The sequence below is a fragment of the Pseudoalteromonas sp. SG43-5 genome (assembly GCF_014164345.1).
GTDB lineage: Bacteria > Pseudomonadota > Gammaproteobacteria > Enterobacterales > Alteromonadaceae > Pseudoalteromonas > Pseudoalteromonas distincta.
The window spans coordinates 431694-454263 of sequence record NZ_JACJFA010000001.1 but is presented as its reverse complement, the minus strand read 5'-3'; the positions used below and the strand labels follow the sequence as shown (position 1 = coordinate 454263).

24 protein-coding genes are annotated in these 22570 nt (G+C 39.6%); 12 read left to right on the top strand and 12 right to left on the bottom strand.

The annotated features are described in order from the left end of the window. The first annotated feature begins 32 nt into the window (after window positions 1–32). From H5161_RS02080 to H5161_RS02065, 4 genes are all read left to right on the top strand, one after another. Window positions 33–572, top strand: a complete 540-nt coding sequence (locus tag H5161_RS02080) for a DUF2058 domain-containing protein (RefSeq protein WP_024595813.1) — start codon at window positions 33–35, stop codon at window positions 570–572. A 183-nt stretch (window positions 573–755) separates the two neighbouring features. Next, on the top strand, window positions 756–1079 hold the full coding sequence (locus tag H5161_RS02075) for a c-type cytochrome (RefSeq protein WP_002957866.1): 324 nt from the start codon (window positions 756–758) through the stop codon (window positions 1077–1079). 165 nt (window positions 1080–1244) lie between these two features. After that, window positions 1245–2012 carry a class II aldolase/adducin family protein gene (locus H5161_RS02070; protein ID WP_010554363.1) on the top strand — a complete coding sequence of 256 codons (768 nt, stop codon included), beginning with the start codon at window positions 1245–1247 and terminating at the stop codon, window positions 2010–2012. 26 nt (window positions 2013–2038) lie between these two features. Then, complete coding sequence (locus tag H5161_RS02065; protein ID WP_007375956.1) at window positions 2039–3214, top strand: mandelate racemase/muconate lactonizing enzyme family protein; 1176 nt, start codon at window positions 2039–2041, stop codon at window positions 3212–3214. Between the two features lie 94 nt (window positions 3215–3308). On the opposite strand, the gene H5161_RS02060 is transcribed toward H5161_RS02065, so the two are convergent. The 8 genes from H5161_RS02060 to zapB all read right to left on the bottom strand — a co-directional run bounded on the left by H5161_RS02060 (window position 3309) and on the right by zapB (window position 9017). Further along, a complete protein-coding gene (locus H5161_RS02060; RefSeq protein WP_024595815.1) occupies window positions 3309–3680 on the bottom strand; it encodes a hypothetical protein in 372 nt (123 codons plus the stop codon). Window positions 3681–3729: 49 nt separating this feature from the next. After that, window positions 3730–4569, bottom strand: a complete 840-nt coding sequence (locus H5161_RS02055) for an amidohydrolase (RefSeq protein WP_182768581.1) — start codon at window positions 4567–4569, stop codon at window positions 3730–3732. Then, the gene (locus H5161_RS02050; protein ID WP_182768580.1) at window positions 4566–5294 is read right to left on the bottom strand and encodes an SDR family NAD(P)-dependent oxidoreductase; all 729 of its coding nucleotides are present in this window, start codon (window positions 5292–5294) and stop codon (window positions 4566–4568) included. Before H5161_RS02050 ends, H5161_RS02055 begins: the two co-directional genes overlap by 4 nt. Window positions 5295–5315: 21 nt before the next feature. Continuing rightward, window positions 5316–5804, bottom strand: coding sequence for a peptidylprolyl isomerase (locus H5161_RS02045; RefSeq protein ID WP_002957860.1), 489 nt, complete (start codon window positions 5802–5804; stop codon window positions 5316–5318). A 66-nt stretch (window positions 5805–5870) separates the two neighbouring features. Continuing rightward, window positions 5871–7340, bottom strand: a complete 1470-nt coding sequence (locus H5161_RS02040) for a LysM peptidoglycan-binding domain-containing protein (RefSeq protein ID WP_182768579.1) — start codon at window positions 7338–7340, stop codon at window positions 5871–5873. 55 nt (window positions 7341–7395) lie between these two features. Further along, window positions 7396–8418 (bottom strand): MBL fold metallo-hydrolase, encoded by a 1023-nt coding sequence (locus H5161_RS02035; protein WP_182768578.1) that lies wholly within the window; start codon window positions 8416–8418, stop codon window positions 7396–7398. Window positions 8419–8481: 63 nt separating this feature from the next. Then, window positions 8482–8787, bottom strand: coding sequence for a cell division protein ZapA (locus H5161_RS02030; RefSeq protein WP_182768577.1), 306 nt, complete (start codon window positions 8785–8787; stop codon window positions 8482–8484). Next, window positions 8787–9017 carry a cell division protein ZapB gene (zapB, locus tag H5161_RS02025; protein WP_002957855.1) on the bottom strand — a complete coding sequence of 77 codons (231 nt, stop codon included), beginning with the start codon at window positions 9015–9017 and terminating at the stop codon, window positions 8787–8789. The genes H5161_RS02030 and zapB overlap by 1 nt, the downstream gene beginning before the upstream one ends. Before the next feature lie 238 nt (window positions 9018–9255). On the opposite strand from zapB, the gene H5161_RS02020 reads away from it, so the two are divergent. Next, window positions 9256–10095 carry a 23S rRNA (adenine(2030)-N(6))-methyltransferase RlmJ gene (locus tag H5161_RS02020; RefSeq protein WP_182671457.1) on the top strand — a complete coding sequence of 280 codons (840 nt, stop codon included), beginning with the start codon at window positions 9256–9258 and terminating at the stop codon, window positions 10093–10095. Between the two features lie 107 nt (window positions 10096–10202). Here the strand turns inward: H5161_RS02020 and H5161_RS02015 are convergent, their stop codons facing one another. The 3 genes from H5161_RS02015 to H5161_RS02005 all read right to left on the bottom strand — a co-directional run bounded on the left by H5161_RS02015 (window position 10203) and on the right by H5161_RS02005 (window position 12537). Then, on the bottom strand, window positions 10203–11021 hold the full coding sequence (locus H5161_RS02015; protein WP_182695512.1) for an META domain-containing protein: 819 nt from the start codon (window positions 11019–11021) through the stop codon (window positions 10203–10205). A gap of 121 nt (window positions 11022–11142) precedes the next feature. Beyond that, entirely contained in the window at window positions 11143–11709 is a 567-nt protein-coding gene (locus H5161_RS02010; RefSeq protein ID WP_182768576.1) for an alkylphosphonate utilization protein, read from the bottom strand. A gap of 78 nt (window positions 11710–11787) precedes the next feature. After that, window positions 11788–12537, bottom strand: a complete 750-nt coding sequence (locus H5161_RS02005; RefSeq protein ID WP_182768575.1) for an ABC transporter substrate-binding protein — start codon at window positions 12535–12537, stop codon at window positions 11788–11790. Window positions 12538–12686: 149 nt separating this feature from the next. Here H5161_RS02005 and H5161_RS02000 point away from each other — a divergent pair, with 149 nt between their 5' ends. The 7 genes from H5161_RS02000 (at window position 12687) to H5161_RS01970 (ending at window position 21851) form a co-directional block, all read left to right on the top strand. Next, window positions 12687–13952, top strand: coding sequence for an EAL domain-containing protein (locus tag H5161_RS02000; RefSeq protein WP_182768574.1), 1266 nt, complete (start codon window positions 12687–12689; stop codon window positions 13950–13952). A gap of 2 nt (window positions 13953–13954) precedes the next feature. After that, on the top strand, window positions 13955–14569 hold the full coding sequence (locus tag H5161_RS01995) for a paraquat-inducible protein A (protein WP_182768573.1): 615 nt from the start codon (window positions 13955–13957) through the stop codon (window positions 14567–14569). A gap of 94 nt (window positions 14570–14663) precedes the next feature. After that, window positions 14664–15026 carry a hypothetical protein gene (locus H5161_RS01990; RefSeq protein WP_310737003.1) on the top strand — a complete coding sequence of 121 codons (363 nt, stop codon included), beginning with the start codon at window positions 14664–14666 and terminating at the stop codon, window positions 15024–15026. Window positions 15027–15138: 112 nt separating this feature from the next. Next, a complete protein-coding gene (locus H5161_RS01985; RefSeq protein WP_182768571.1) occupies window positions 15139–16515 on the top strand; it encodes a TolC family protein in 1377 nt (458 codons plus the stop codon). Then, complete coding sequence (locus H5161_RS01980) at window positions 16505–18067, top strand: efflux RND transporter periplasmic adaptor subunit (RefSeq protein WP_182768570.1); 1563 nt, start codon at window positions 16505–16507, stop codon at window positions 18065–18067. Before H5161_RS01985 ends, H5161_RS01980 begins: the two co-directional genes overlap by 11 nt. An 8-nt stretch (window positions 18068–18075) precedes the next feature. Further along, window positions 18076–21195, top strand: coding sequence for an efflux RND transporter permease subunit (locus H5161_RS01975; protein ID WP_182768569.1), 3120 nt, complete (start codon window positions 18076–18078; stop codon window positions 21193–21195). 200 nt (window positions 21196–21395) lie between these two features. Beyond that, a complete protein-coding gene (locus H5161_RS01970) occupies window positions 21396–21851 on the top strand; it encodes a hypothetical protein (RefSeq protein ID WP_002957844.1) in 456 nt (151 codons plus the stop codon). Window positions 21852–21988: 137 nt separating this feature from the next. On the opposite strand, the gene H5161_RS01965 is transcribed toward H5161_RS01970, so the two are convergent. Further along, window positions 21989–22495, bottom strand: coding sequence for a glycine cleavage system protein R (locus H5161_RS01965; protein WP_002957843.1), 507 nt, complete (start codon window positions 22493–22495; stop codon window positions 21989–21991). Between the last annotated feature and the right edge of the window lie 75 nt (window positions 22496–22570).

Sequence of the window (22570 nt, the reverse complement as noted above, 5' to 3'; positions counted from 1 at the left end):
GCGATAATATTAGTTTTTAGTGGAACAAAGTCATGGGTTCATTACAAGACCAATTGCTTCAAGCAGGATTAACAACATCGCATAATGCTAAAGTTGCTAAATCAGAAAAGCGTAAGCAACAAAAAAAGCAAAAGAAAGGGGCTACTAGCAACCCAAGTGATCTGCAAAAGCATATTCAACAAACCAAGCTAGAGCAGCAAAAAAAAGCTGAAGAGCTTAACCAAACACGCCAAGTGAGCTTAAAGCAGCGCGAACAAGAAGCGCGTGTTAAACAAATTTTAGAGCACCACAACCAAGACGCTATTCGTGGTGAGCGCACATTTAATTTTACTTATCAAAATAAAGTAAAAAATATCGACGTGAACGAGAAAACGCAAAAAGCGTTATCGGGCGGTCGTTTAGCTATTTGTGTACTAGAAGGGAAATTTTACGTACTAGACGACGAACCAGCACGCAAAGTGGCTGAAGTTGACGAAAAGTATATTGTTTTTCATGTAGAGCCAGAAAGCAAACCAAAAGATGAAGATGACCCATACGCAGACTTTGAAGTACCAGATGATATAGTGTGGTAATAAGTTATTAAGGGTAAGCTCATTTTTATTTGCTAAAGTATATAAAAGTGAGATAGAAACGAGTTAGCGGTTTTTGGTTAAGTTGATCGTCTAGCGTCGTTTCGTACGTATGCTTTTTATTTGATTGTTTACTACAATCAATAGAACAGTTTTTCTAACCGTCAAAAAAGAAGAGTAAATACAATGAGCAAGATGAAAACACTACTATTAGGCGCGGGTATTACTTTAGCCGCAAGCTTCTCGTTTAATGCAGCAGCTGCCGATGGCGCTGCACTTTATACCGCTAAAAATTGTCAAACTTGTCATGGCGCTGAAGGTAAAGCACCAATTATGGGTATGTACCCTAAACTAAACGGTCAAAACAAAGACTACTTAGTAGCGCAAATGAAAGACATCAAATCAGGTGCACGTAATAACGGTATGACCATGGCTATGAAAGCAATGGTTGCAACGGTAACTGATGAAGAGTTTGAAGCAATTGCAGATTACCTAGCTAACGTAAAATAATTTACGCAGTTATACCATTTTAATGCAATTGGTATTTTAGTTTTATAAACAGCCACACAATAGTGTGGCTGTTTTGTTTGGTGTTTGCTATAAAATAGAGACTGCTTTAGACTTCTAAACATCTGTTCGTACAGGTTAATAATGTACGTTTTTATAAGGCTCATTATGTTTGATTTACCCCAACTCGATTTAAAAAATAAAGTATCAGCACAAGAGTGGCAACTTCGTGTTGATTTAGCCGCGTGTTATAGACTGGTAGAGCACTTTCGTTGGGGGGATTTAATCTATACGCATTTATCAGCACGTTTACCTGGCACCGACCACTACTTAGTGAATGCGTTTGGTTTAACCTTTGATGAAGTAACTGCCTCTAATTTAGTAAAGGTCGACTTAGACGGCAACATTATTGACGATACGCCATTTAGTATTAATCCAGCTGGATTTACTATTCACAGTGCGATTCACGAGGTACGCGAAGACGCTCATTGTGTTATTCACCTTCATACCAAAGAAACAATCGCAGTCGCTACACAAAAAAATGGTTTATTACCGCTTAGCCAATATTCAATGTTTTCACTGCCATCGCTTTCTTATCATGGTTACGAAGGGCTTGCAGTAAACGACGACGAGCGAAAAGTGCTGCAAGATGATTTGGGCAGCACTAACCATATGTTATTGGTAAATCATGGTGGCTTAACAGTAGGCCCAACGGTAGGCGATGCGTTTATGCGCTTTTATGATTTACAGCGAGCGTGTGAAATACAACTAGCACTACAATCAAGCTCGCAAGAGGTGATTGAAGTACCGCAACCTATAATCGACAATATTTATAATCAAGCAAACGTAGTACACAGTGGCAGCACTGGCGGGCAACTTGCGTGGCCTGCGATGTTACGTAAAGCGTATCGACTTGACCCTAGTTTTGCAAAATAACCCATAGCGGTTAATAAGGAATTTTAATGAAAGTAAATCGCGTTGAAGTATTTGATATTCACTGTCCTGATAGACCTTCTTGGACACCTGTGTTTGTACGTATTCATACTGACGAAGGTATTAGTGGTGTTGGCGAAGCGGGCCTTGCATACGATTTAGGTCACAGTGCTGCAGCGGCTATGATTAAAGAAATGGCCGACGCCTTTTTAATAGGCCACGACCCATTTCAAACAGAAAAACTATGGTCACGTATGTTACGTGAAAGCTTTTGGGGTTTAGGCGGCGGACCTGTTGTATATGCTGCAATGAGCGCAATTGATACCGCACTTTGGGATATAAAAGGTAAAGCGCTTGGTTTACCTGTATACCAGTTATTAGGCGGTAAAGTTAACGACAAACTACGCACTTACGCTTCGCAATTACAGTTTGACTGGGATAGCGAATTTAAAGCCCTAGTACAACCGCAAGAATATGCAGAAGCGGCTTTAAAGGCGATGGCCGAAGGTTACGATGCAGTAAAAGTAGATCCAATTCAGTACGATAAAGACGGCAATACTTATTACGATCGTACAAAAATAATTTCACGTACTGAAATGAAGCTATACCGTGCGCGCATGCAAGCTATTCGCGAAGCAGTAGGCGACGAAGTGGATATTATTTTTGAATGCCACAGTTTACCAGGTGTTACAACAGCTATTCAGCTAGGTGAAATTGCAGAAGAATTTGACTGTATGTACTTTGAAGAGCCAGTTAACTATTTAAACCATTCATTACATGCAAAAGTAGCAGATAAAGTTAATGTGCCAATTGCTGGTGGTGAACGTTTGTATAATCGCTGGGGTGTGCGCCCGTACTTAGAAGATCAAAGTATTGATGTTCTACAACCTGATATTGGTTTATGTGGTGGTTTTACCGAAACCAAAAAAGTGTGTGATTACGCTGATATTTTTGATGTGCGTATTCAAGCTCACGTATGTGGCGGGCCTGTTGCAACAGCAGCATCACTGCACTTAGAAACGGCTATCCCTAACTTTTTGATTCATGAGCACCACACTTATGCGATTAAAAAGTGGAACCGCGAGTTATGTTTACAAGACCCACAACCTAAAAATGGTTTCTTTGAAGTGTCAGAAGAGCCAGGGTTGGGTATTGAATTAAATGATGAGATTGTTATGCGTTCTCAACGCGTAGAAATAAAATAATAGTCTTTTAACCTAACTTTAGGTCATGCATTAAAAAGCCGGTAAGTGATTAGTCACTTACCGGCTTTTACTTGTTTGGTAAAGTTTTAGCTTGTTATAACTCGTTAATTCTACATTCTACGTCTTTAAGCTCAATAGTGGCTTTACTATCAAGGTGGCGTATATAGCATTGCTTGCCTTTAATCATCAATTCAAACTGATCGGGTGTATTGCGACTTTGCGTGTCGATAATATTATTACCATCCACATTGCTAAGGGTTACTGTGCTGCTGGTAGTAAATACATTCTCAGCTAATTGAGTTTCTTGTATATGTACAAGTGTTTTAATTGCTTTGCTAACGGCTGTTTTATTTGGCTTTGCCAGTAGAGCATGTTGCAGCTTAGGTGTAGGGTCTGGATTTTGAGATATGCAGCCATTGAGAAAAAACGCAGAAAATACAACGATTAGTAAAAAGTACATTTTCATAAATTGGCCGTATTATTATAAAAAGAGAGTTTAATATAACTAGTTTTACTTAAACTTGGTAGTAGTGCTTAGCGTTTGCATAGCTAAGGTCATGCCATGTCTTATCGTTTGAGCATAACGCCTTATGGCAGTGCCATAGGTTGTTGTAGCTTGTATTTATTTGGCACACAGGGAAGTTGCTAGCAAACATAATACGCTGCTGGCCAAAGTGATTAAAAAGAAAATTAAAACACGCGGCTTGTTGCTCACTGGTGAGCCTAAGTAATTCAAAACCAGAGAATTTAATTGCTATGTTGTCGTGCTGAGCAAGTAACTCAGCACCTTGTTGCCAGTCATTTAAATTACTTGGTAGTCCTGCATGATTAATTATAATTTGAAGCTGCGGTAGCTGCTTAGCGTAGTAAGCTATTTGTTTGGTTATTTCGCTATTTTCAATATCAAATTGAGCTTCAAAATGCAGTTTATTTGTAGCCAATAAATTAAGGTTATTAATACAATGAGGGCTTTTTAGTCTCACTGCATCATCGTCTTCGGTTATATCTCTTATACCACAAAGGCTTGAATGAGCCAGTGCATTTAGCGCGTGATTAAATTGCTCTGCGGGCGCATCAATTTGGTTGTAACTAATAGCCTTAAACGAAAGGTTTTTTAAATGCGAGCTTAGCCAGTTTAACTCGTTTATAGGTGATTGATTATCAAACCCAGCCTCAATGTGCACAATACCCGCAAGTTCAAAATCAGTACTTTTAACAAGTTGCTCTGCACTTATTGCTTGTTTAATTTTTTCTAGGTTAGGCCATGCTGGTGGGTTTTCGCCTTGTAGCCAAGTATATTGCCCCTCGGCAAGATTAAAAAAATGCACATGAGGGTCAATAATTTGCATGCTCATTGGGCTGTATAGCCGCCATCAATACTTTGTAAGCTACCAGTAATAAAGCTGGCATCGTCGCTTGCTAAAAAGCTCACAAGGGCAGCAACTTCGTTGGCTTGACCTAATCGGTTAAGCGGTTGCAGACTTGCTTCCTCGGCAACTATTTCAGCTTTGTTTGCGCCACTTTTTGCGCAGTACGCATCTATCGCGTTATGAAATAGCGGGGTTTCTATTGTGCCAGGGCATACCGCATTTACTCTAATATTAAAGCTCGCGTAATCAAGCGCCGTTGTTTTGGCCATTGAGGCAAGGGCATGTTTTGTTAGGTTATACGCAAAAGAGTTTTGCTTACCTATAATTGCTTGATCGGATGCGACTAATATAATAGCGCCGCTATTTTGCGCTTTCATGCTTGGCAATACGCTTTGTACTGCGGCATAGGCGCCTTTAACATTAAGCGCAAAAAGTGCATCGAGAGTTTGCTCATCGGTGCTTTCTATATTTGCGCTTAAGTGTTTTCCAGCATTAGAAACAAGTACATCAATGCGTTTGCTTTGTTCACAGATAGCGTTGATACAGCTTTGTACCGCCGATACATCACTTACATCACACTGATGAAATATACCAGTTTCGCTTGGCTCTATATCAAGGTTATGTACTTTATAGCCATTACTTAGCAAACGCTTTACAACGGCTAGACCAATTCCTTTTGTACCACCTGTAACTACTGCAACTTTAGACATACTTACTTCCTTTATCGCTAACTAGTGAGAGTGACCACAGCCGCCTTCAGCGTGCACATGTCCGTGAGAAACTTCTTCACTTGTTGCTTCACGTACAGATACAACTTCAACGTCGAACGTTAGTGTTTTGCCCGCAAATGGGTGGTTTAAATCACAATCTGCGTTAAAACGACCAACCTTAACAATAGTAACCTGATGACGACCTTGGTTAGAGCTAACCATTGCTGTCATACCTGGTTTCCATACTTTAACGTCGCCTTGTAGGTGCTTAAGCGGAATACGTTGAATTAAATCATCAACACGCTCGCCGTACGATTCACTTGGCTCTAGAGTTACACTAAATTTTTCGCCGGCTTCTTTACCTTCAAGTGCTTTTTCTAAACCAGGAAGCATGCCTTCGCTGCCATGAATGTAAGTAAGTGGCGCTTCGTTTGTGCTACTTTCAATTTGCTCGCCCGCTTCGCTAAGGGTGTAATGAAATTCAACTGCTGAATTTTTGCTAATTTGCATGCTTGTCTCTTCAAATAATAACTATGTTAGGGCGCAATTTTACGCGAAATATACTTGTTTATAAACTTAACGTGGCTGATTTAGTGTTTTTTGTAAATTTAGCAGAAAATCTTTTTTTATTGGTGCTGCTTTTTGCTTTTCAGCCTGTGGTATAAACAGTACTAATTGAGTGCCAGGCTTTAAAATGCTCGATGCAGAGAGTTTGTTCCATTTTGCCAAGTCGCTATGAGGTACATCGTAAAGCTGACTTATACTCCAAAGGCTATCGCCTGACTTAACTTCGTAATCTATTTCAATGGTGGGAATCGCAATCTCTTGGTGTTCTAAATAAGGGCTGATTTTGTAATCAACAGTTAATGTGCTTGGCAGAGTTTTAGGTTGCCCAACTAATAACTTTTCTCCAACACCTATTAAATTATTATTTTTATTATTAAGTTGTTTCAAAGCTTTTACAGACATACTAAAACGCCTGGCGATACTGTAAAGCGTATCGTTTTGTTTAACGATGTACTCTCCAGCAAAGTTTGATTTGAAGAACTGACTTTTTAATAATGCTTCTTGCCCTATAGGCAGCAGTAAAGTATGCGGCCCGTTAGGTGAGCTTTGATTTTTTAAATATCCCTGATTAATAGCATGTAACTGCTTTGAACCTATACCAGAGAGCTTGGCAATGACTGAAAAGTCGAACTGCTGGCCTATGTTCATCTGTGTTGTAAATGGTTTATATGCTAGCTTTGGGCGTTTAATGCCCTTTTGTGGATGTTTAACTAAATAACTTAAAGCGAGTAATTTGGGTACATAGTCAGCAGTTTCTTTTGGCAGACTGAGCGACCAGTAATCGGTGCTTTTACCGCGTTTTTTGTTTTTTTCGATTGCACGTTTAACACGGCCTTCACCACTATTATAAGCGGCCAAAGCATGTAGCCAATTACCATCAAAGCGTTTATGTAAGTAACTTAAGTAATCAAGTGCAGCATCGGTTGAAGCAAGTACGTCTTGGCGCCCGTCATACCATTGGTCTGACTTAACACCAAAGTGATGCGCCGTTGCGCCAACTAACTGCCAAACACCAACAGCTTGCTGTGATGAGGCTATTGTTGGTCTAAAATCGCTTTCTACAAATGGTAGTAATGCGAGCTCCATAGGTAATTGCTTTTGCTCAATTTTTTTTACGATGTGATACAGGTAAGGCGCTGCGCGTTTGCTCACCGTTTGTAAGTAGTTAGGTTGCTTTGCATACCAGCTGATACGCTTTTTTAAAGCGCGATTTTGATAAATCGTAAAGTGTAGATTATTGGCTATATGCACCCACAGATCGGTGGTTTTTGGTGGGCGCTTTTTTACGATTGTTTTTTTGAATTGAAGTGGCGTAACTGGCTCATTAACTTGAGGCGTTTGAGCTACTTCCTCGTCAATATCATAAGTATAGTCAGGCTCAAAATGAGTAAATATTTGTGGAGCGTCTTGTGGTTCTTGCTCCGTTGATTGACAACCAAATAACAAAATACCCAAACAACATAAAACCAAACTGCGCATAGTGATCACTTTTGTAAATTCCTTTTATTATTTTAACACAATCCGTTGTGTTGAGTTATTCTGCGCTTTTTGCGCGATTTAGGCCAGCTTGTAAAAAGAAGTTGCTCGATTTTATATTAAGCGCTTCTTGTTTATAAGGCTCAATAACTGATTCAGGAAACGATAGCATTAACTGCTCAATACTTTGATCTTTATTGTTTTTAACGTGCTCTGTTATGGCTGTTAAAAATGATAGTGGCTGTTTCAGCTGCTCTTTTGTTAATGTGCCGCCGTGGCCAGGTATAATAATAGTGAGCTTTTCGTCGTTAATATATTGCTTAAGCAACGTTTGCCAACTTTTAAGTTCACCGTGTCCAGGGTAAGGAAGCCAGTCAACGATATCGCCACCAATCAGCACACTGCCATTATTAGTAGTAATAGTTAAATCACCGTTAGTATGGGCTTGCTGCGGCTCAAGCGTTACCTCAAAACCACCAAGGTCGATAATTTTACGACTATTAATGACTATTTCGGGTTTGCTAAGCTGATACTCCTGCCAGCGAAAAAGTCGCTTTTTTGCAAGCTTTAACTTATCACGCCATTTAGGTTGCTCTTCTTTAGGGACATTCGCTAATCGTTGGTAGCTCAGCTCAATGCTCTTTTCATAGGTGTCTAGTTTGTCGGTATATGCTGTTTGGTAAAGGCTAAAATTTTTATTTACTTGCTGATGAACAACGAGCTTGGCATCAGGATAAAAATTTTGCATAACAGCCATACCGAGCAAGTGATCGTCATGGTAATGCGTGGCAACCAAATAGCATAAAGGTGTTTTAAGGCGTTTTTTTAAATCTTTAGCAAGTTGTTCAACTGCAGCAAAATTGGCACTCGTATCAACCAGTAGGGCACATTTTTCGCCTTCAATTAATACTTGGTTAGAATCGTAAAAGCGAAGCTTGTCTTGTTGCTTTAAAAACTGAATATGAGGGTTTATTGTATTCCAAATAACGGCAGCGTAGGTGCTAGGTGCTATTGATAGTAAAGTGCATGACAATAGTAAGTGCTTACATGAAGAGGTTATGTTTGAAAGTTTTAACTTCATTTATTATCTCTACGCTGAGGTTTAATTACTTTAATAATAAACAAAAAGCGCAGTATGCGCTTTTTATTTTTGGTGTTTGGGGTCATTTGCCAAATGCTGACTGAGTTTATCAATCAATTGGTCTTGATGCTGTTGTTCAACTGTAGCCTGTGTTTTTGCTTCTAGCAATTCGTGGCTTAAGTTTAATGCTGCCATTAGTAGAGCTTTTTGATCGTTTCTAACGGTTGAGCGTTGTTTCATTTGCTCAACTAAGCCATTTAGATTTTTAGCTGCTGCTATTAATGCATCTTCCTGCCCTTCGGGGCAAGCAAATTGCTGCTCTTTACCTAGCAACTCAACAGTGACCCGCTGGTTTTGCAGCTCAGACATTAGCTAGCCTGTTGTGCGCTTTGTAATTTATCAAGAAGACCAGATAAAGTAGTGCTGGCATCTTTTTGCTTTTCTTCATTTTCTAAAGCTTCAAGCTGTAGTAATTCGTTTTCATCGCTTAGTTTAGTGTTCTGTTCTTTTAAAGTAGCAACATCTGTTTGTAATTGATTATTACGTTCGATTAAAGAATCGATCAGTTGTTCGAGTTGTTGAAGAGTAGTGTTGTTCATAAAGGCGCTCATATAACTGTAATTAATGTCATGCAAATGTAAAGCAAAGTGTGTTGATTTGCCAGCATTTACGGTGGTTTTAGCTGATTTTTCTTCTGCGTTAAGGGATAATTCAGCATATGAGCTTTTTCATTCAGAAATGGTTCACTTTAACACTCTCTTATCTTGGTGTGAGTTGCCAAAGCCTAGTGCTTATGGTTCACTTACGATATTAAATTGCGTATGGCGAAAATAAATAATGCTTAGTTACAGACACTCATTTCATGCGGGTAATCCTGCCGATGTACTTAAACATTTAGTACTGGCACAAGTACTAAATTACCAAACAATTAAAGATAAACCGCTTGATTATATAGACACGCATTCAGGTGCTGGCTTTTTTGAACTGGCAGCTGCTGATGCGCAAAAAACGCAAGAGTATCAAGATGGTATTGAAAAACTTTGGCAACATAAAAGTGAACATGCTGAGCTTAATGAGTACATTGAATTAATTAAGTCATTTAACGACACTGACGAACTTGCATTTTATCCGGGTTCACCAAAAATTGCAGAGCATTACTTGCGCCGCCAAGATAAGGGTTGGTTTTTTGAACTGCACCCGCGCGATTTATTATTACTTGAAGAAAATATGCAAGGTAAGCGCTCCATTCGTGTGCGCGGAGAAGATGGCTTTACCGGCTTAGTAGGATTATTACCACCAGCATCTCGAAGAGCGTGTGTGTTAATTGACCCTCCGTACGAAATTAAAGATGACTACGAAACGGTTGTAAAAACCTTAGTTAAAGCTCATCAGCGTTTTGCTACAGGTACTTATATGATTTGGTATCCGGTAGTAGACAGAGAGCGCATTGATAATATGGAGCAGGGCTTAATTGATTCAGGAATGCGCAACATTCAGCTATTTGAATTAGGCACTGAAGCGGACACTGACGTACACGGCATGACAGCATCTGGCATGATTGTGATTAACCCTCCATGGAAGCTAAAGCAAACAATGGATGCAATAATGCCTGAACTTGTTGATTTGTTGAGTGAGCCAAGTGGTTTTTACAGAAGTGAACAACTCGTTGATGAGTAGCTTTAAATAGTGCTTACAATGAATGATAAAATGCCCAGTTTTGCTGGGCATTTTATTTAAAATCAATACGAATGTGTTAGGTAACACATATATTAGGGAGCTAAATATTAATTAAAATAAACTGCGTTAAAAGTAGCAAGCGTATTACCGCTGTTGTTTTTAAGTTTTAGTGACTCGCCTGTAATTTCCCACTTTGAAGTATTGTTAAGTACGTTAGACATAGCTGCCTCTTGGTCCATATTCTCCGAACACATCTTTTTTGTACTCGCTAACTGACTAAGTGTAATTGTGTGCTGCTCGGTGCTATAACTTCCGCTAAAATTATTACAGCCTAAAAAGCCATTAACACGGTAGTCTTTATCGAACTGAATAAACGGCTCTTTAGTTCTAACATTTACTGTTTGAGCATTGATTGTTATTGCTTTCCAGTACGTGTTTGTAAGCGTTATGTCTGGCTTTTCAACGGATACTTTTGAAAGCTCAATTTTATAAGGGCCAGTTAGCTGTGATTCTCTAAATGGGTCGTTATTTGTGGTACTTGTGTAAAGTACTTTGTCTTTATTTATGATTCTGGCGCTTAGGCTATAGCGGTGTTTATCGTTAACTTTACTGGCATCATAAGTTAGCTCTACAGTGAATGGTGGGGCTTGGGTAATATCAATCACTTCTTGGGTTATTATATCTGCTTTTACATCCATTTTAGATACATCCGAAAGCGTAACTATTAACTGTGAACCGGGGCGAAGCATACTGCGATCTTTGTAGCTAACTTGGGTAGTTAGAGTCGATATTGATTTTGCTTGCTCTGTATTTTCAGTCGGCTTTGTTTGTTGATCACAACCGGTTATAGCAAAAGCGCTCAGTGCTAATAAACTAAGTCCTGTAAGTGCTTTTTTACGTGAATGTACTGCTTGATGCTTTTCCATGTTTGTTATCCTTACTCAATATTATCCCCCTAGTGTATTACCTAGTGACTTAATCATTCCTTAACTTATTTTAAACATAAAAAAAGGCGCATTAGCGCCTTTAATAATTAAAAACAAACGATTATTTTTTAACAAACTTAGTTAAAATAACTATGCGCTGGCCGTCAACTCGCCCTTCAATATGTTCAGGGTTGCTGGTTAGGCCAATATTACGAACAGCTGTTCCGCGTTTAGCTGTAAGGCTACTACCTTTAACGTCTAAGTCTTTAATTAGGGTAACAGTATCGCCTGCTTGAAGTACTACACCGTTGCTATCTACATGCTTTAAATCGTCATCTTCAGCAAGTGCTTTTTTAGCCCACGTTAGCGTATCTTCTTCAAGGTAAATCATGTCTAGCGCATCTTGTGCCCAGCCATTATCAGGCGCTAAACGCGAAAGCATTCTGTAAGCTACAACTTGTACTACAGGAGTTTGGCTCCACATGCTATCGTTTAAACAGTGCCAATGCGTAGGCGTTATTTCGCTGTTATTCTCGATTTGATCTTTACATGTTTGACACGTGTAAATACATTTATCTGAGTGGGTTTCAGTTACCGGTGGTACTTCATAAACAGATAAGTTCTCGGTGGCTGCACACAATTCACATTGATTATTACTACGTTCGATTAAGGCTTTTTCAATACTCATGGGGCTCTTTCTGATTCTGGTCGAGTTAACATTTGCTGCTATTGTACTCCAAAACACGAGCTCTGCGCCATTAGTCCCTTAATTTTGTGTGGGTATATTACTCATATACTTATCTTCAATAGTTTTTATATATCCTTGAGCGTGAAGGTTTTTAATTGCTAGGTTTATCTGGGGCAATAATTCTTTGTGTTTGCTCAATAAGCGAATTCTTAAAAAACCATGGGAATGCTGTGCGCCAAAGGCAATGTTTATCCCTAACTGCTTTGCCCAATAGAGCGCAGTTAACTTACCTACTAGTGCAGCTTCTACACGGTTTCTTGATAGGGCTGTCATAAGTTCTTTTTCGGATGGAAAGTCAACACGCTCAAAGGTGTTGTCATTAAAGTAATAGTAACCTAGTACCGTTCCTATATTTTTACCCTTCAAGCTATCAGCGCTTTGCCAATGCTGGGCATTTTTAGGCAAGGTAACAATCATTTCTGTGGCATAAATAAGCGGCTCTGAAAAAACATAATGAGGGTCATTTCTCTCACTCTTTGAGAGCCATTCTAATGAAATAACATCAAAATCGATTATTTCATCTTGTAAATATTTGGTAATACGCTTTGTAGGTAGGTCGATATGAGAAGCTGCAATATTGGCATCATCGAGTACTTTTTCAATAATTTCGGGTAATATGCCAGGCTTTTCTGGATCATTTGTATAATATGGATAATGACTCCCTGACGCGCTAACATTATATTTGAGGGGAGTAGGATTAATGCTGGCATAGCTAAAAAATACAAATAGCAGAGGGCTCAGTACTAATAACCGAATAAAGTTAGTCAAATCTCTACCTTTTATATTAATATTTTATATTAGTGTTGTGTAATTTTAACGTTTTTGCAATGACGACTATATTTATCTTATGCGTGTTGCATTAAAGTACACATATTATTGGCTGTTTTGCCATCTTTTATTTAAAGGTTTAGAGCCAAGTGAAATTACATAACATACCTGATGAAGTACAAAAAATAACTCAGTTTGTTGCGCGGCAACCTATTTTTGATATAGACCAGAATGTTTTCTCGTACGAATTGCTTTATAGAGACTCAGCCAATAATGCGTTTCCTGTAGGCACTTCAGATGTCCATGCGACAAGCCGCCTATTTTTTAATGCTTTAATGTTGGTTGGTTTAGATAGACTTACCGCACATCATTTAGCTTTTATAAACTTGTCATCAGAAACTATTCTCGATAACTTCCCCAAACTTTTATTGCCAGAAAATAGTGTTATTGAAATAGTGGAGCGCACGGGTAATATTCCTGCGGTGGCTGAGCGTGTGCAAGAACTTAAAAAAGAAGGGTATGTTTTTGCGTTAGATGATTACGATGGCGATCCAAAATGGGAGCCACTGTTAGCACATGTTGATTACATAAAAATTGAGATAGATGATCCGGTTATTAAAACCAATATGCGCATTAAAAAAATAAAACGCGCAAATCCACATGCAAAAATAATTGTTGAACGAATAGAGACGCATGAACAATTTAATGTATTAAAATTGGCTGGCTGCGATTTATTTCAAGGGTTCTTTTTTTCTCGCCCAGAAATGATTACGTATAAAGGTGTAGAGCCTTCAAAGCTAACCGTTTTTGATCTATTGCGTTTTACAGCAAAAGAAACACTTTGCTTTAAAGAAGTTCATCAACGAGTGGCCAGAGATGTCGCCATAACAGCGAGGGTTTTAAAGCTAGCTAACGCGCGTTCAGGCAAAGCAAATTTAGTCATTACGTCTATTTCACAAGCGGTTATTTATTTAGGTGAGGACACAATAAGACAATTTGTTCGCGTATTAGCAATTAGTGAGTTGGGGGTCGAAAAACCAACCGAATTAACTAAGCTTGCTTTAACGCGGGCTCAATTTATGTCGCTAATATTGGAGCAAAATAATAAAGAGTTGACCGAGCAAGGGTATCTGGTGGGTTTGTTCTCGGTGCTTGATGCTATTTTAGATGCTGAATTAAAAGACATAGTTAAAGAGTTTACTTTAGATGCTGCAATATCTGATGCGTTACTATTAGAGAGCGGCATCTTAGGGAACTGTTTATCGCTTATAAAAGAGTTTGAATTAGATAAAATAGATGAAGCTATGGTCCATTTGGCCAACATAAACTCAGAGCTGCACATTGGCGATATATTTAATTTTTTATTGGATGCTGTTTTATACAGTGATGACATTATTGAGGCAATAACAGAATAAATATGCGTAATTGGTTGTCGGTTATAAGTGTAGTGGTTGCTCTTTGTTTATTGTTTCCTGGTATTACAAAACCAGTATTAACAATAGAGGGCAACATAGATAAATCAAAATTAGCGCAAGCGGGCATTGAAATGCTTGCTGAAGAGGGCGATGGTCGGACTCGTAGCATGCTAATGATGTTCTCGAATATGCTAGGGCTTGATAAGTTAGAGGGCGAGATCAGCGCCTATAACAAAACACAAAGTATTTTAGGCACAGTTCAAGAGCTTGCTAGTAATAATAATTTATTTGTAGCTGCTTTAGTGGGGTTGTTTTCTATTGTTATTCCAAGCTTGAAGCTGCTATTACAATTGCTTTATTGTTGCCTACCTTTGAATGGGTTGAAGCAAAAGCTCGGTCTGGTTATTTGTGCATTAAGTAAGTGGAGCATGGTTGATGTATTTGTTATTGCATTAATAGTGACTTACCTAGCAGGTAACGCTCATGGTAAAAGTGGTGAGCTACTTGTTATGAATGCACAATTTGGTGAGGGTTTTTGGTATTTTAGCGCATATTGTATATTTGCAATTATCGCGAGTAACTTAATTAAAACACCTGATAAACCGCAGTCTACATAATTAAAGTATTTGTGGTTGCCGTTAGGTTATCTTACAATCATTTTAAAATTTATTAAAAGGCATAATGTTGCAACGTTTTTACTCTAGTTTACTCATGATAACTTTACTGCTCACTTTTGTGGGTCAGGCAGTTGCGTCTGTAGCTATGGTATGCGAAATGCCACATTTGCCAACGAAAACAGCAACGCATGCCCAAATGCCAATGACACACAGTAGTGATGCAACAGCTGTTGCTAGCATGTCTGAAAATATGATGCAGATGGATTGTTGCGACGACGAAAGTACGCCACAAAATGATTGCAAATGCCCTATCAGTGGCTGCGCTGCTAATTCAATGCTTAGTGTTGATACTTTATTTAGCGTTACTTTACTTGAATCTGAAAAAGTAAATATAAGTGTATTTACTACACAAATTAATATACCTCGTTCACTCTACCGCCCTCCTATGTCTGCTTAATAGCAGGATAGGTGTATGTAAAAATTGCGGTAACCCCGTTTATTGGTAATTCATAAACACCTTTTTTGCTTCTTAATTTAAGAATTTCTTTTATTTTTAGATGGAGCAGGTGATGAACCACGCTGTAAGTATTAAAGCCGTATTATGTAGTGTTGTATTATTTAGCACAGCTGTTAATGCGCAAAACAATTCAAATAACCTAAATATCGATACGCTAAAGCAAGCCCGCAATGAGCAAACGCTTAGCTTAACGCAAGCGCTTAATTATGCACTAACGCATGAGCCATGGCTAAAAGCGAGTGGCTACCAAGAAGATGCCGCAATAGCACAAAGTATTGCCGCAGGCACCTTACCCGATCCTGTTTTAACGGTTGGCTTACTTAACTTACCTACTAACGGTTATGCGTTTGATCAAGAAGGGATGACGCAGCTTAAAGTCGATTTGAGCCAAAAGTTTAGCCGAGGGAATAGTTTAGCGCTTAAACAAAAGGCATTAGCTCAGTCTGCTCAACAATATTCTTGGCAGCGCGCCGATCGCTTAGCACAAGTAAAAGCAATTGTGATTGAGTCGTGGTTAAACGCGTATCGTGCTCAGCGAAGTATTGCTTTAATTGAGCAAGATAAAGGGCTATTTACTCAGCTTATTGAAGTTACCGAAGCAAGCTACGCAAGTACCTTAGGTAAAACACGCCAGCAAGATATTATTCGTGCGCAATTAGAACTCACTCGCCTTGAAGATAAGTTGGTTTTGCTTGAGCAGCAATTTGAAAGTGCTAAAAACCGTTTAGCACAGTGGTTACCTATGAATATGCTTATGCAGCCTTTAAATGCCGAATTTACTAAAACCACAGGGCTGGTTGATTTTGCAAACCTTGAATTTGATAAATTAATACAGTTGCTTATGGCGCATCCCGCAATTATTGCGATAGAAAAAACCGTCACCGCAAAGCAAACCGAAGTTGCACTCGCCAAGCAAAGTTACAAACCTCAAATGGGCGTTAATGTGGGTTATGGTTACCGAGATGAAACGCCTATGGGGGAGTCGCGAGCTGATTTACTTTCAGTAGGATTTAGCATTGATTTGCCATTGTTTACTGATAACAGACAAGATCAACAGGTTAAATCGGCTATTGCTAGTGCAGAAGCTACTAAAACACAAAAGCTGGTGGCGCTTCAAAAACTCAAAGGCATGTACTTTAAGGAGTTTAGCCAACTCGCTCGTTTGCAAAAACGCGATGCGCTTTATCAAAATACGTTATTACCGCAAATGTCAGAGCAATCTCAAGCAACACTTAATGCTTATACGCGCGACGATGGGGATTTTTCTGACGTGATGCGCGCGCGCATTGGTGAACTTAACGCCAAAATAGACGCGCTTAATATTCAAGTAGATCAGCATATTATTACCGCTCGCCTTAATTATTATGCAAGTAGCTTAGACCCCCAAGTAATGAGCGATAAAACTGGAGAATTACATAATGAATACTAATTTAAAGTTACTTGTTGCTGCCTTAGTCGGTGCGGGCGCATTTGCGTTAATTGGCGCCTTAGTGATGCAGTTTTTACCTAGCAGCTCGGCAATGAATGAACAGCAAAGTGCTGAAAAACAGCCCTTATATTGGGTAGCCCCTATGGATAGTAATTACAGGCGTGACGCGCCAGGGCTGTCGCCAATGGGAATGGATTTAGTCCCTGTATATGAAAACGATAGCAACGCTCAGGATGGACCAGGTGCAGTAACTATTTCGCCTGCAGTCATTAATAACTTAGGTGTAAGAACTGCCAAAGTAGAGCTTAAAACACTTCACAGCGATATAAATACTGTGGGTTATGTGCAATATAACCAAGACCAACTTATTCACATTCATCCGCGTGTAGAGGGCTGGATTGAAAGTTTATATGTTAAAGCGCAAGGTGCACAAGTTAAAGCCGGTGAGCCTTTATATACTTTGTATTCCCCACAATTGGTGAATGCACAGGAAGAATTTTTACTGGCGGTTAATCGTGATAATACCGTGTTAATTCGCGCAGCAAAGGCACGTTTAGAGTCGTTAAATGTGTCTGATGGATTTATCGAGCGCTTACAAAAAAATAAAAAGATAATGCAAAATATTACTTTTTACGCAAAGCAAAGTGGTGTGGTAGATGAGCTAACAGTACGAGAAGGCTTTTACGTTAAACCAGGCACATCAATGATGAGTATTGCTCAGCTTGATGAAATTTGGGTAGAGGCAGAAGTGTTTGAACGCCAATCAGAACAAGTGAGCGTGGGCTTGCCCGTTACAATGACGCTTGATTACTTAAAAGGTCAAAAGTGGGAAGGTAAGGTTGATTACATTTACCCCGCGCTTGATGCTAAAAACCGAACGCTGCGTGTAAGACTCAGGTTTGAAAATGCAGATCATCGGTTAAAACCAAATATGTTTGCACAAGTGAGCATTCACGCTAAGGCGAGTAAAGCGCAATTTACAGTCCCTAAAGAAGCGGTAATTCGCACGCAGCATCAAAACCGTGTGGTTATTGCATTAGGTGAGGGTCGTTTTAAATCGGTAGAAGTCGAAGTTGGGCAAATTAATAGTAATGAAGCGGTCATTTTGTCAGGTGTAAAGACAGGTGACACGGTAGTGACCTCAGCGCAATTTTTAATAGATTCTGAGTCAAGTAAGAGCTCCGACTTTAAACGAATGGAAATGCCTAGTTCTAGCATTGGCTCAGGTATGAGTTCGGATTCTGGTTCAGACTCAAATATGAACATGGATATACAGCCACAAAGCGCCACGGTTAACGGCACTATTAATGCCATAGATACACAAAATCGCATTATTAATATTAGTCGAGAGGCCATTGAAAAATGGAATCGCGAACCCGCCACAATGGACTTTGTATTAGCGCCAGATATTGATATTACCAAGTTTGAAAATGCCCAGTATATTAATTTTACTTTTAGCATTATTAATGATGAATTTGTAATTACTAACGCGCAAAACGCAGAGCCGATTGATCATTCTACTATGCAACCTATGCAACACAGTTCTCACTAGGAGCCATTATGATAACTGCCATTATTCGCTGGTCTGTTGGCAATCGCTTTTTTGTGTTGTTGCTTACATTAATTTTACTAGGTGGAGGGTTGTTTGCACTAAAAAATACGCCCGTGGATGCCTTGCCTGACTTATCTGATGTTCAGGTCATTATAAAAACTACTTATCCGGGGCAAGCGCCGCAAGTAGTACAAGACCAAGTTACATTTCCTCTCACCACAGCAATGCTTTCTGTGCCGGGAGCGCAAACCGTAAGAGGTTTTTCGTTTTTTGGTGACTCGTACGTTTACGTTATTTTTGATGAAAAAACTGATTTGTATTGGGCGCGTAGCCGAGTACAAGAATACCTAAGCCAAGCAGCAAACCGATTGCCCGATAGCGCTACGCCAGAGCTTGGCCCTGATGCAACAGGCGTAGGTTGGATTTACTTATACGCACTAATTGATAAAACAAATAAACACGATATTAGTCAGCTACGAAGCTTACAAGATTGGTTTTTAAAGTTTGAGCTACAAACTGTGCCCGGTGTATCTGAAGTGGCTGCTGTTGGTGGCATGGTTAAGCAATACCAAGTCAATGTAGAGCCTGATAAATTACGCGCATATGGTATTCCGCTTAGCCTTATTCAAACCGCTATCCAGCAAGGCAACCAAGAGATGGGCGCCTCAGTAGTTGAAATGGCTGAAGCTGAATACATGGTAACAAGCACAGGCTACATTAAAAGTGTTGCCGACCTAGAAGCTATTCCGCTTGGCGTAAACGCTAATGGTACTGCGCTGCAATTGCTTGATGTAGCCGATATTAGAGTCGGGCCGCAAATGCGCCGTGGTATTGCAGAGCTTAATGGCGAAGGCGAAGTGACCGGCGGCATCGTTATTATGCGCTATGGCGAAAATGCACAAAAAACTATTGAGCTGGTAAAAGCAAAATTAGAATCGCTTAAAAAGGGATTACCAGAGGGCGTTGAAATAGTCCCTGTGTACGATCGCTCCAACTTAATAAATAACGCAGTAGATAATCTAACAAGTAAGCTAATTGAAGAGCTGATTGTAGTTGCTTTAGTGTGTGTGGTGTTTTTGTTTCATGTGCGCTCATCATTGGTGGCGATTATTACGTTACCGCTTGGGATTTTAACGGCATTTATAATTATGTATTGGCAGGGGATTAACGCCAACATTATGTCTTTAGGGGGAATTGCAATAGCGATAGGCGCAATGACCGACGGCGCTATCGTCATGATTGAAAATATGCACAAACATATGGAAAAAACGCCACTTACCAACGAAAACCGCTGGGAAGTTGTGGCTAAATCGGCGAGTGAAGTGGGTCCTGCATTATTTTTTAGTTTATTAATTATTACCGTCAGCTTTATGCCGGTATTTATTTTAGAAGCGCAAGAAGGGCGTATGTTTGCGCCACTGGCTTACACTAAAACCTATGCTATGGCAGCGTCTGCTGGGCTTGCGATTACCTTAGTGCCGGTATTAATGGGTTACTTTATTAGAGGTAAAGTTATTTCGGAGCAAAAAAATCCAGTTAACCGATTACTCGTCGCAGCGTATCGCCCACTACTTAACTGGGTGCTTAAATTTCCAAAAATGACATTGGTACTCGCGGTGGTTGTTTCTGTTATTGGCTTTTACCCGGTAAACAAAATAGGCAGTGAATTTATTCCGCCACTTGATGAGGGCGACTTAATGTATATGCCCACAACGTATCCTGGTTTATCGGTAGGTAAAGCGCGCGAAATACTACAGCAAACCGACAAGCTAATTGCCACAGTACCCGAGGTTAAAACAGTATTTGGTAAAGTTGGGCGAGCAGAAACTGCAACAGATCCTGCGCCGCTTACAATGATAGAGACGTTTATTCAGCTAAAACCAAAAAACGAATGGCGCGAGGGTATGACGCTTGAAAAACTTAAAAAAGAACTCGACGGTTTGGTTAAGTTTCCGGGGTTGACGAATGCGTGGGTAATGCCAATTAAAACACGTATTGATATGCTCGCAACCGGTATTAAAACTCCCGTGGGCATTAAAGTTGCGGGACCAAAGTTGAGTGAAATTCAAAAAATTGGTCAACAAATAGAAGTGCTTTTAAAAGATGTGCAAGGCACTGCATCGGTTTACTCAGAGCGAGTAGCCGGTGGGCGTTATATAAAAGTAGATATAAACCGAGAAAAAGCGGCGCGTTATAGCTTAAATATTAGCGACATACAGCAAGTTGTATCTACTGCAATAGGTGGTACAAACGTAACACAAACGGTAGAAGGGCAAGAGCGCTACCCAGTTAATTTGCGTTACCCGCAAGCATACAGAGACTCGCCAGAAGAGCTAATGTTGTTACCTATTGTAACGCCTACAGGGCAGCGTATAGCACTTGGTGATGTAGCTGATGTATTTATTGAAGATGGACCGCCTGGTATAAAAAGCGAAAATGCACGTTTAAACGGTTGGAGTTTTATTGATATAGATGGCGTTGATATTGGTACTTACGTTGAGCACGCTCAGCAAGTGCTCGATAAGGACCTAATACTACCTGCTGGCTACTCAATTACGTGGGCTGGGCAGTATGAATACATGCAGCGCGCTAAAGACAAACTGACTTATGTATTACCACTTACATTAGCGATTATTATTGTGTTGCTTTATCTTAATTTTAGAAGCTTTGCTGAGGTCACTATTATTATGGCTACGTTGCCACTGGCAATGATTGGTGGCGTATGGCTAATGTATTTAGAGGGCTTTAACTTTTCAGTTGCAGTGGGTGTAGGTTTTATTGCCTTAGCTGGGGTAGCGGTAGAAATTGGGGTCATTATGTTGGTGTATTTAAACCAGGCCTATAAAGAAAAATGCATCGAAGCAGAGCAGGCAGATAAGCCACTTAGTTTAGTGCAATTACAGCAAGCTATTATTGAAGGTGCAGGGCTTCGAGTACGCCCGGTTATGATGACTGTCGCGACAATTATTATTGGCTTGCTACCTGTGCTGTATGGCACAGGCACCGGAAGCGAAGTAATGAGTCGAATAGCTGCACCTATGGTTGGCGGTATGGGCAGTGCAATTGTACTCACCTTACTTGTTATTCCTGCGGTTTACCTACTGTGGCGCAAACAAGGACTTAAATAATATAAAGCAACAAGACGATAGAGCAGTGCGGTTACTACCCACGCATTGCTCTATAAAAATTACCTATAATTTGTAAGTTATTCTATTAAATTGCTAACTAATATCCATTTTAAAATTAACCTTCTGTTTTTAAATGGTTTTTTAATTGGCACGCTTTACGCAGTGTAGTACCTATACAGTCAACTAAGTAAGGAATGCACATGCAAGTTAAAACAATTAAAGAGGTATACGATTGGACCGTTTTGTTTCATACGCAAATGGCGGCTAATTTTCATAGCGTAAAGGATTTACTCGATGAACATAATGCAATGCTGGTGGACTACTACCTAAATTACGAAAAAAAACTCGCTGAAGATTTAGTCGGGTTTAAAGCGATAACCGAAATAAATACGCTCGATACGTACTGTTATGAATACTTTGCTAAAAATCCTGAGCTAATTACTTTCGAAGACATTAGTAAAGACCAGCAATTTGATGAGAAAGTTATTCAAGCTTATTTATCAGAGCAGCATCAAAAGGTAATTGAATTATACGAATACTTACTTGAGCGCGCTGAAACTCAAAGTGGCCAAGAAAAGCTGCAACAAATACTAGAGCTGGAAAAGCAAGGTATAAAGCAAATGATGCAAAGTACGAATCGTCATATGGATATGTAGCTTTATAAGATAACTATTCAAAATAGCCGATGCTTGCATCGGCTTATTTTATGTCTGCGTTAAATAACCCGCAGAGGGCTTTGATAAACTGGCTAAAATAATATGCGTGTCAACAGTGTGGCACGCACCTAGGGAGATCAAACTTCTTCTGTATCTACAATTAAATCACTTGTTATTGATTCCAATGCTTCAATGACTTCGTCTTTATTCATACCATTGGGTAAAGTAACGGTAGCAACAGCGCTAAAAATAGGCACCCCCCAATTAGGCGCACTTTGCTGCCTTGAATTTAAATGAGTAATGTTAGCGCCTTTGTGGCGTATTACACTCGCCAACTCTTGAACAATACCTGGGCGATCGTTACCTGTTATAACCAGATTGATTTGTTCTAATGTTGATGGTTCAATTTCTGTGTTTCCGGTTTCAATTCGAACGTCTAACTTAGGTAACTTATTTAAAGCGCTTTGTAGTGATTGAAAGTGCTCCTCAGCAACTTCAAGTTGAATAATACCTGCAAAATGACCTAATAAATGGCTTAAGTTACTGCTTAGCCAGTTGCCATGATTTTGTAACACGACGGATGAGATACTCTCTACTAAACCAGGGCGATCTTGCCCTAGAATAGTTATAACCAACTGCTTCATAAATAATTCTCTTTTTAAGCCCAAAGAAAGTAAATGCATAGGCATTAAGTGTATTGTCTAATCTAAATTGTGTAT

Bases quoted from the DNA above. Each gene is read 5' to 3' on its own strand.
- H5161_RS02080 (WP_024595813.1), top strand. From the start codon at position 33: ATGGGTTCATTACAAGACCAATTGCTTCAAGCAGGATTAACAACATCG.
- H5161_RS02075 (WP_002957866.1), top strand. From the start codon at position 756: ATGAGCAAGATGAAAACACTACTATTAGGCGCGGGTATTACTTTAGCC.
- H5161_RS02070 (WP_010554363.1), top strand. From the start codon at position 1,245: ATGTTTGATTTACCCCAACTCGATTTAAAAAATAAAGTATCAGCACAA.
- H5161_RS02065 (WP_007375956.1), top strand. From the start codon at position 2,039: ATGAAAGTAAATCGCGTTGAAGTATTTGATATTCACTGTCCTGATAGA.
- H5161_RS02060 (WP_024595815.1), bottom strand. From the start codon at position 3,680: ATGAAAATGTACTTTTTACTAATCGTTGTATTTTCTGCGTTTTTTCTC.
- H5161_RS02055 (WP_182768581.1), bottom strand. From the start codon at position 4,569: ATGAGCATGCAAATTATTGACCCTCATGTGCATTTTTTTAATCTTGCC.
- H5161_RS02050 (WP_182768580.1), bottom strand. From the start codon at position 5,294: ATGTCTAAAGTTGCAGTAGTTACAGGTGGTACAAAAGGAATTGGTCTA.
- H5161_RS02045 (WP_002957860.1), bottom strand. From the start codon at position 5,804: ATGCAAATTAGCAAAAATTCAGCAGTTGAATTTCATTACACCCTTAGC.
- H5161_RS02040 (WP_182768579.1), bottom strand. From the start codon at position 7,340: ATGCGCAGTTTGGTTTTATGTTGTTTGGGTATTTTGTTATTTGGTTGT.
- H5161_RS02035 (WP_182768578.1), bottom strand. From the start codon at position 8,418: ATGAAGTTAAAACTTTCAAACATAACCTCTTCATGTAAGCACTTACTA.
- H5161_RS02030 (WP_182768577.1), bottom strand. From the start codon at position 8,787: ATGTCTGAGCTGCAAAACCAGCGGGTCACTGTTGAGTTGCTAGGTAAA.
- zapB (WP_002957855.1), bottom strand. From the start codon at position 9,017: ATGAACAACACTACTCTTCAACAACTCGAACAACTGATCGATTCTTTA.
- H5161_RS02020 (WP_182671457.1), top strand. From the start codon at position 9,256: ATGCTTAGTTACAGACACTCATTTCATGCGGGTAATCCTGCCGATGTA.
- H5161_RS02015 (WP_182695512.1), bottom strand. From the start codon at position 11,021: ATGGAAAAGCATCAAGCAGTACATTCACGTAAAAAAGCACTTACAGGA.
- H5161_RS02010 (WP_182768576.1), bottom strand. From the start codon at position 11,709: ATGAGTATTGAAAAAGCCTTAATCGAACGTAGTAATAATCAATGTGAA.
- H5161_RS01995 (WP_182768573.1), top strand. From the start codon at position 13,955: ATGCGTAATTGGTTGTCGGTTATAAGTGTAGTGGTTGCTCTTTGTTTA.
- H5161_RS01990 (WP_310737003.1), top strand. From the start codon at position 14,664: ATGATAACTTTACTGCTCACTTTTGTGGGTCAGGCAGTTGCGTCTGTA.
- H5161_RS01985 (WP_182768571.1), top strand. From the start codon at position 15,139: ATGAACCACGCTGTAAGTATTAAAGCCGTATTATGTAGTGTTGTATTA.
- H5161_RS01980 (WP_182768570.1), top strand. From the start codon at position 16,505: ATGAATACTAATTTAAAGTTACTTGTTGCTGCCTTAGTCGGTGCGGGC.
- H5161_RS01975 (WP_182768569.1), top strand. From the start codon at position 18,076: ATGATAACTGCCATTATTCGCTGGTCTGTTGGCAATCGCTTTTTTGTG.
- H5161_RS01970 (WP_002957844.1), top strand. From the start codon at position 21,396: ATGCAAGTTAAAACAATTAAAGAGGTATACGATTGGACCGTTTTGTTT.
- H5161_RS01965 (WP_002957843.1), bottom strand. From the start codon at position 22,495: ATGAAGCAGTTGGTTATAACTATTCTAGGGCAAGATCGCCCTGGTTTA.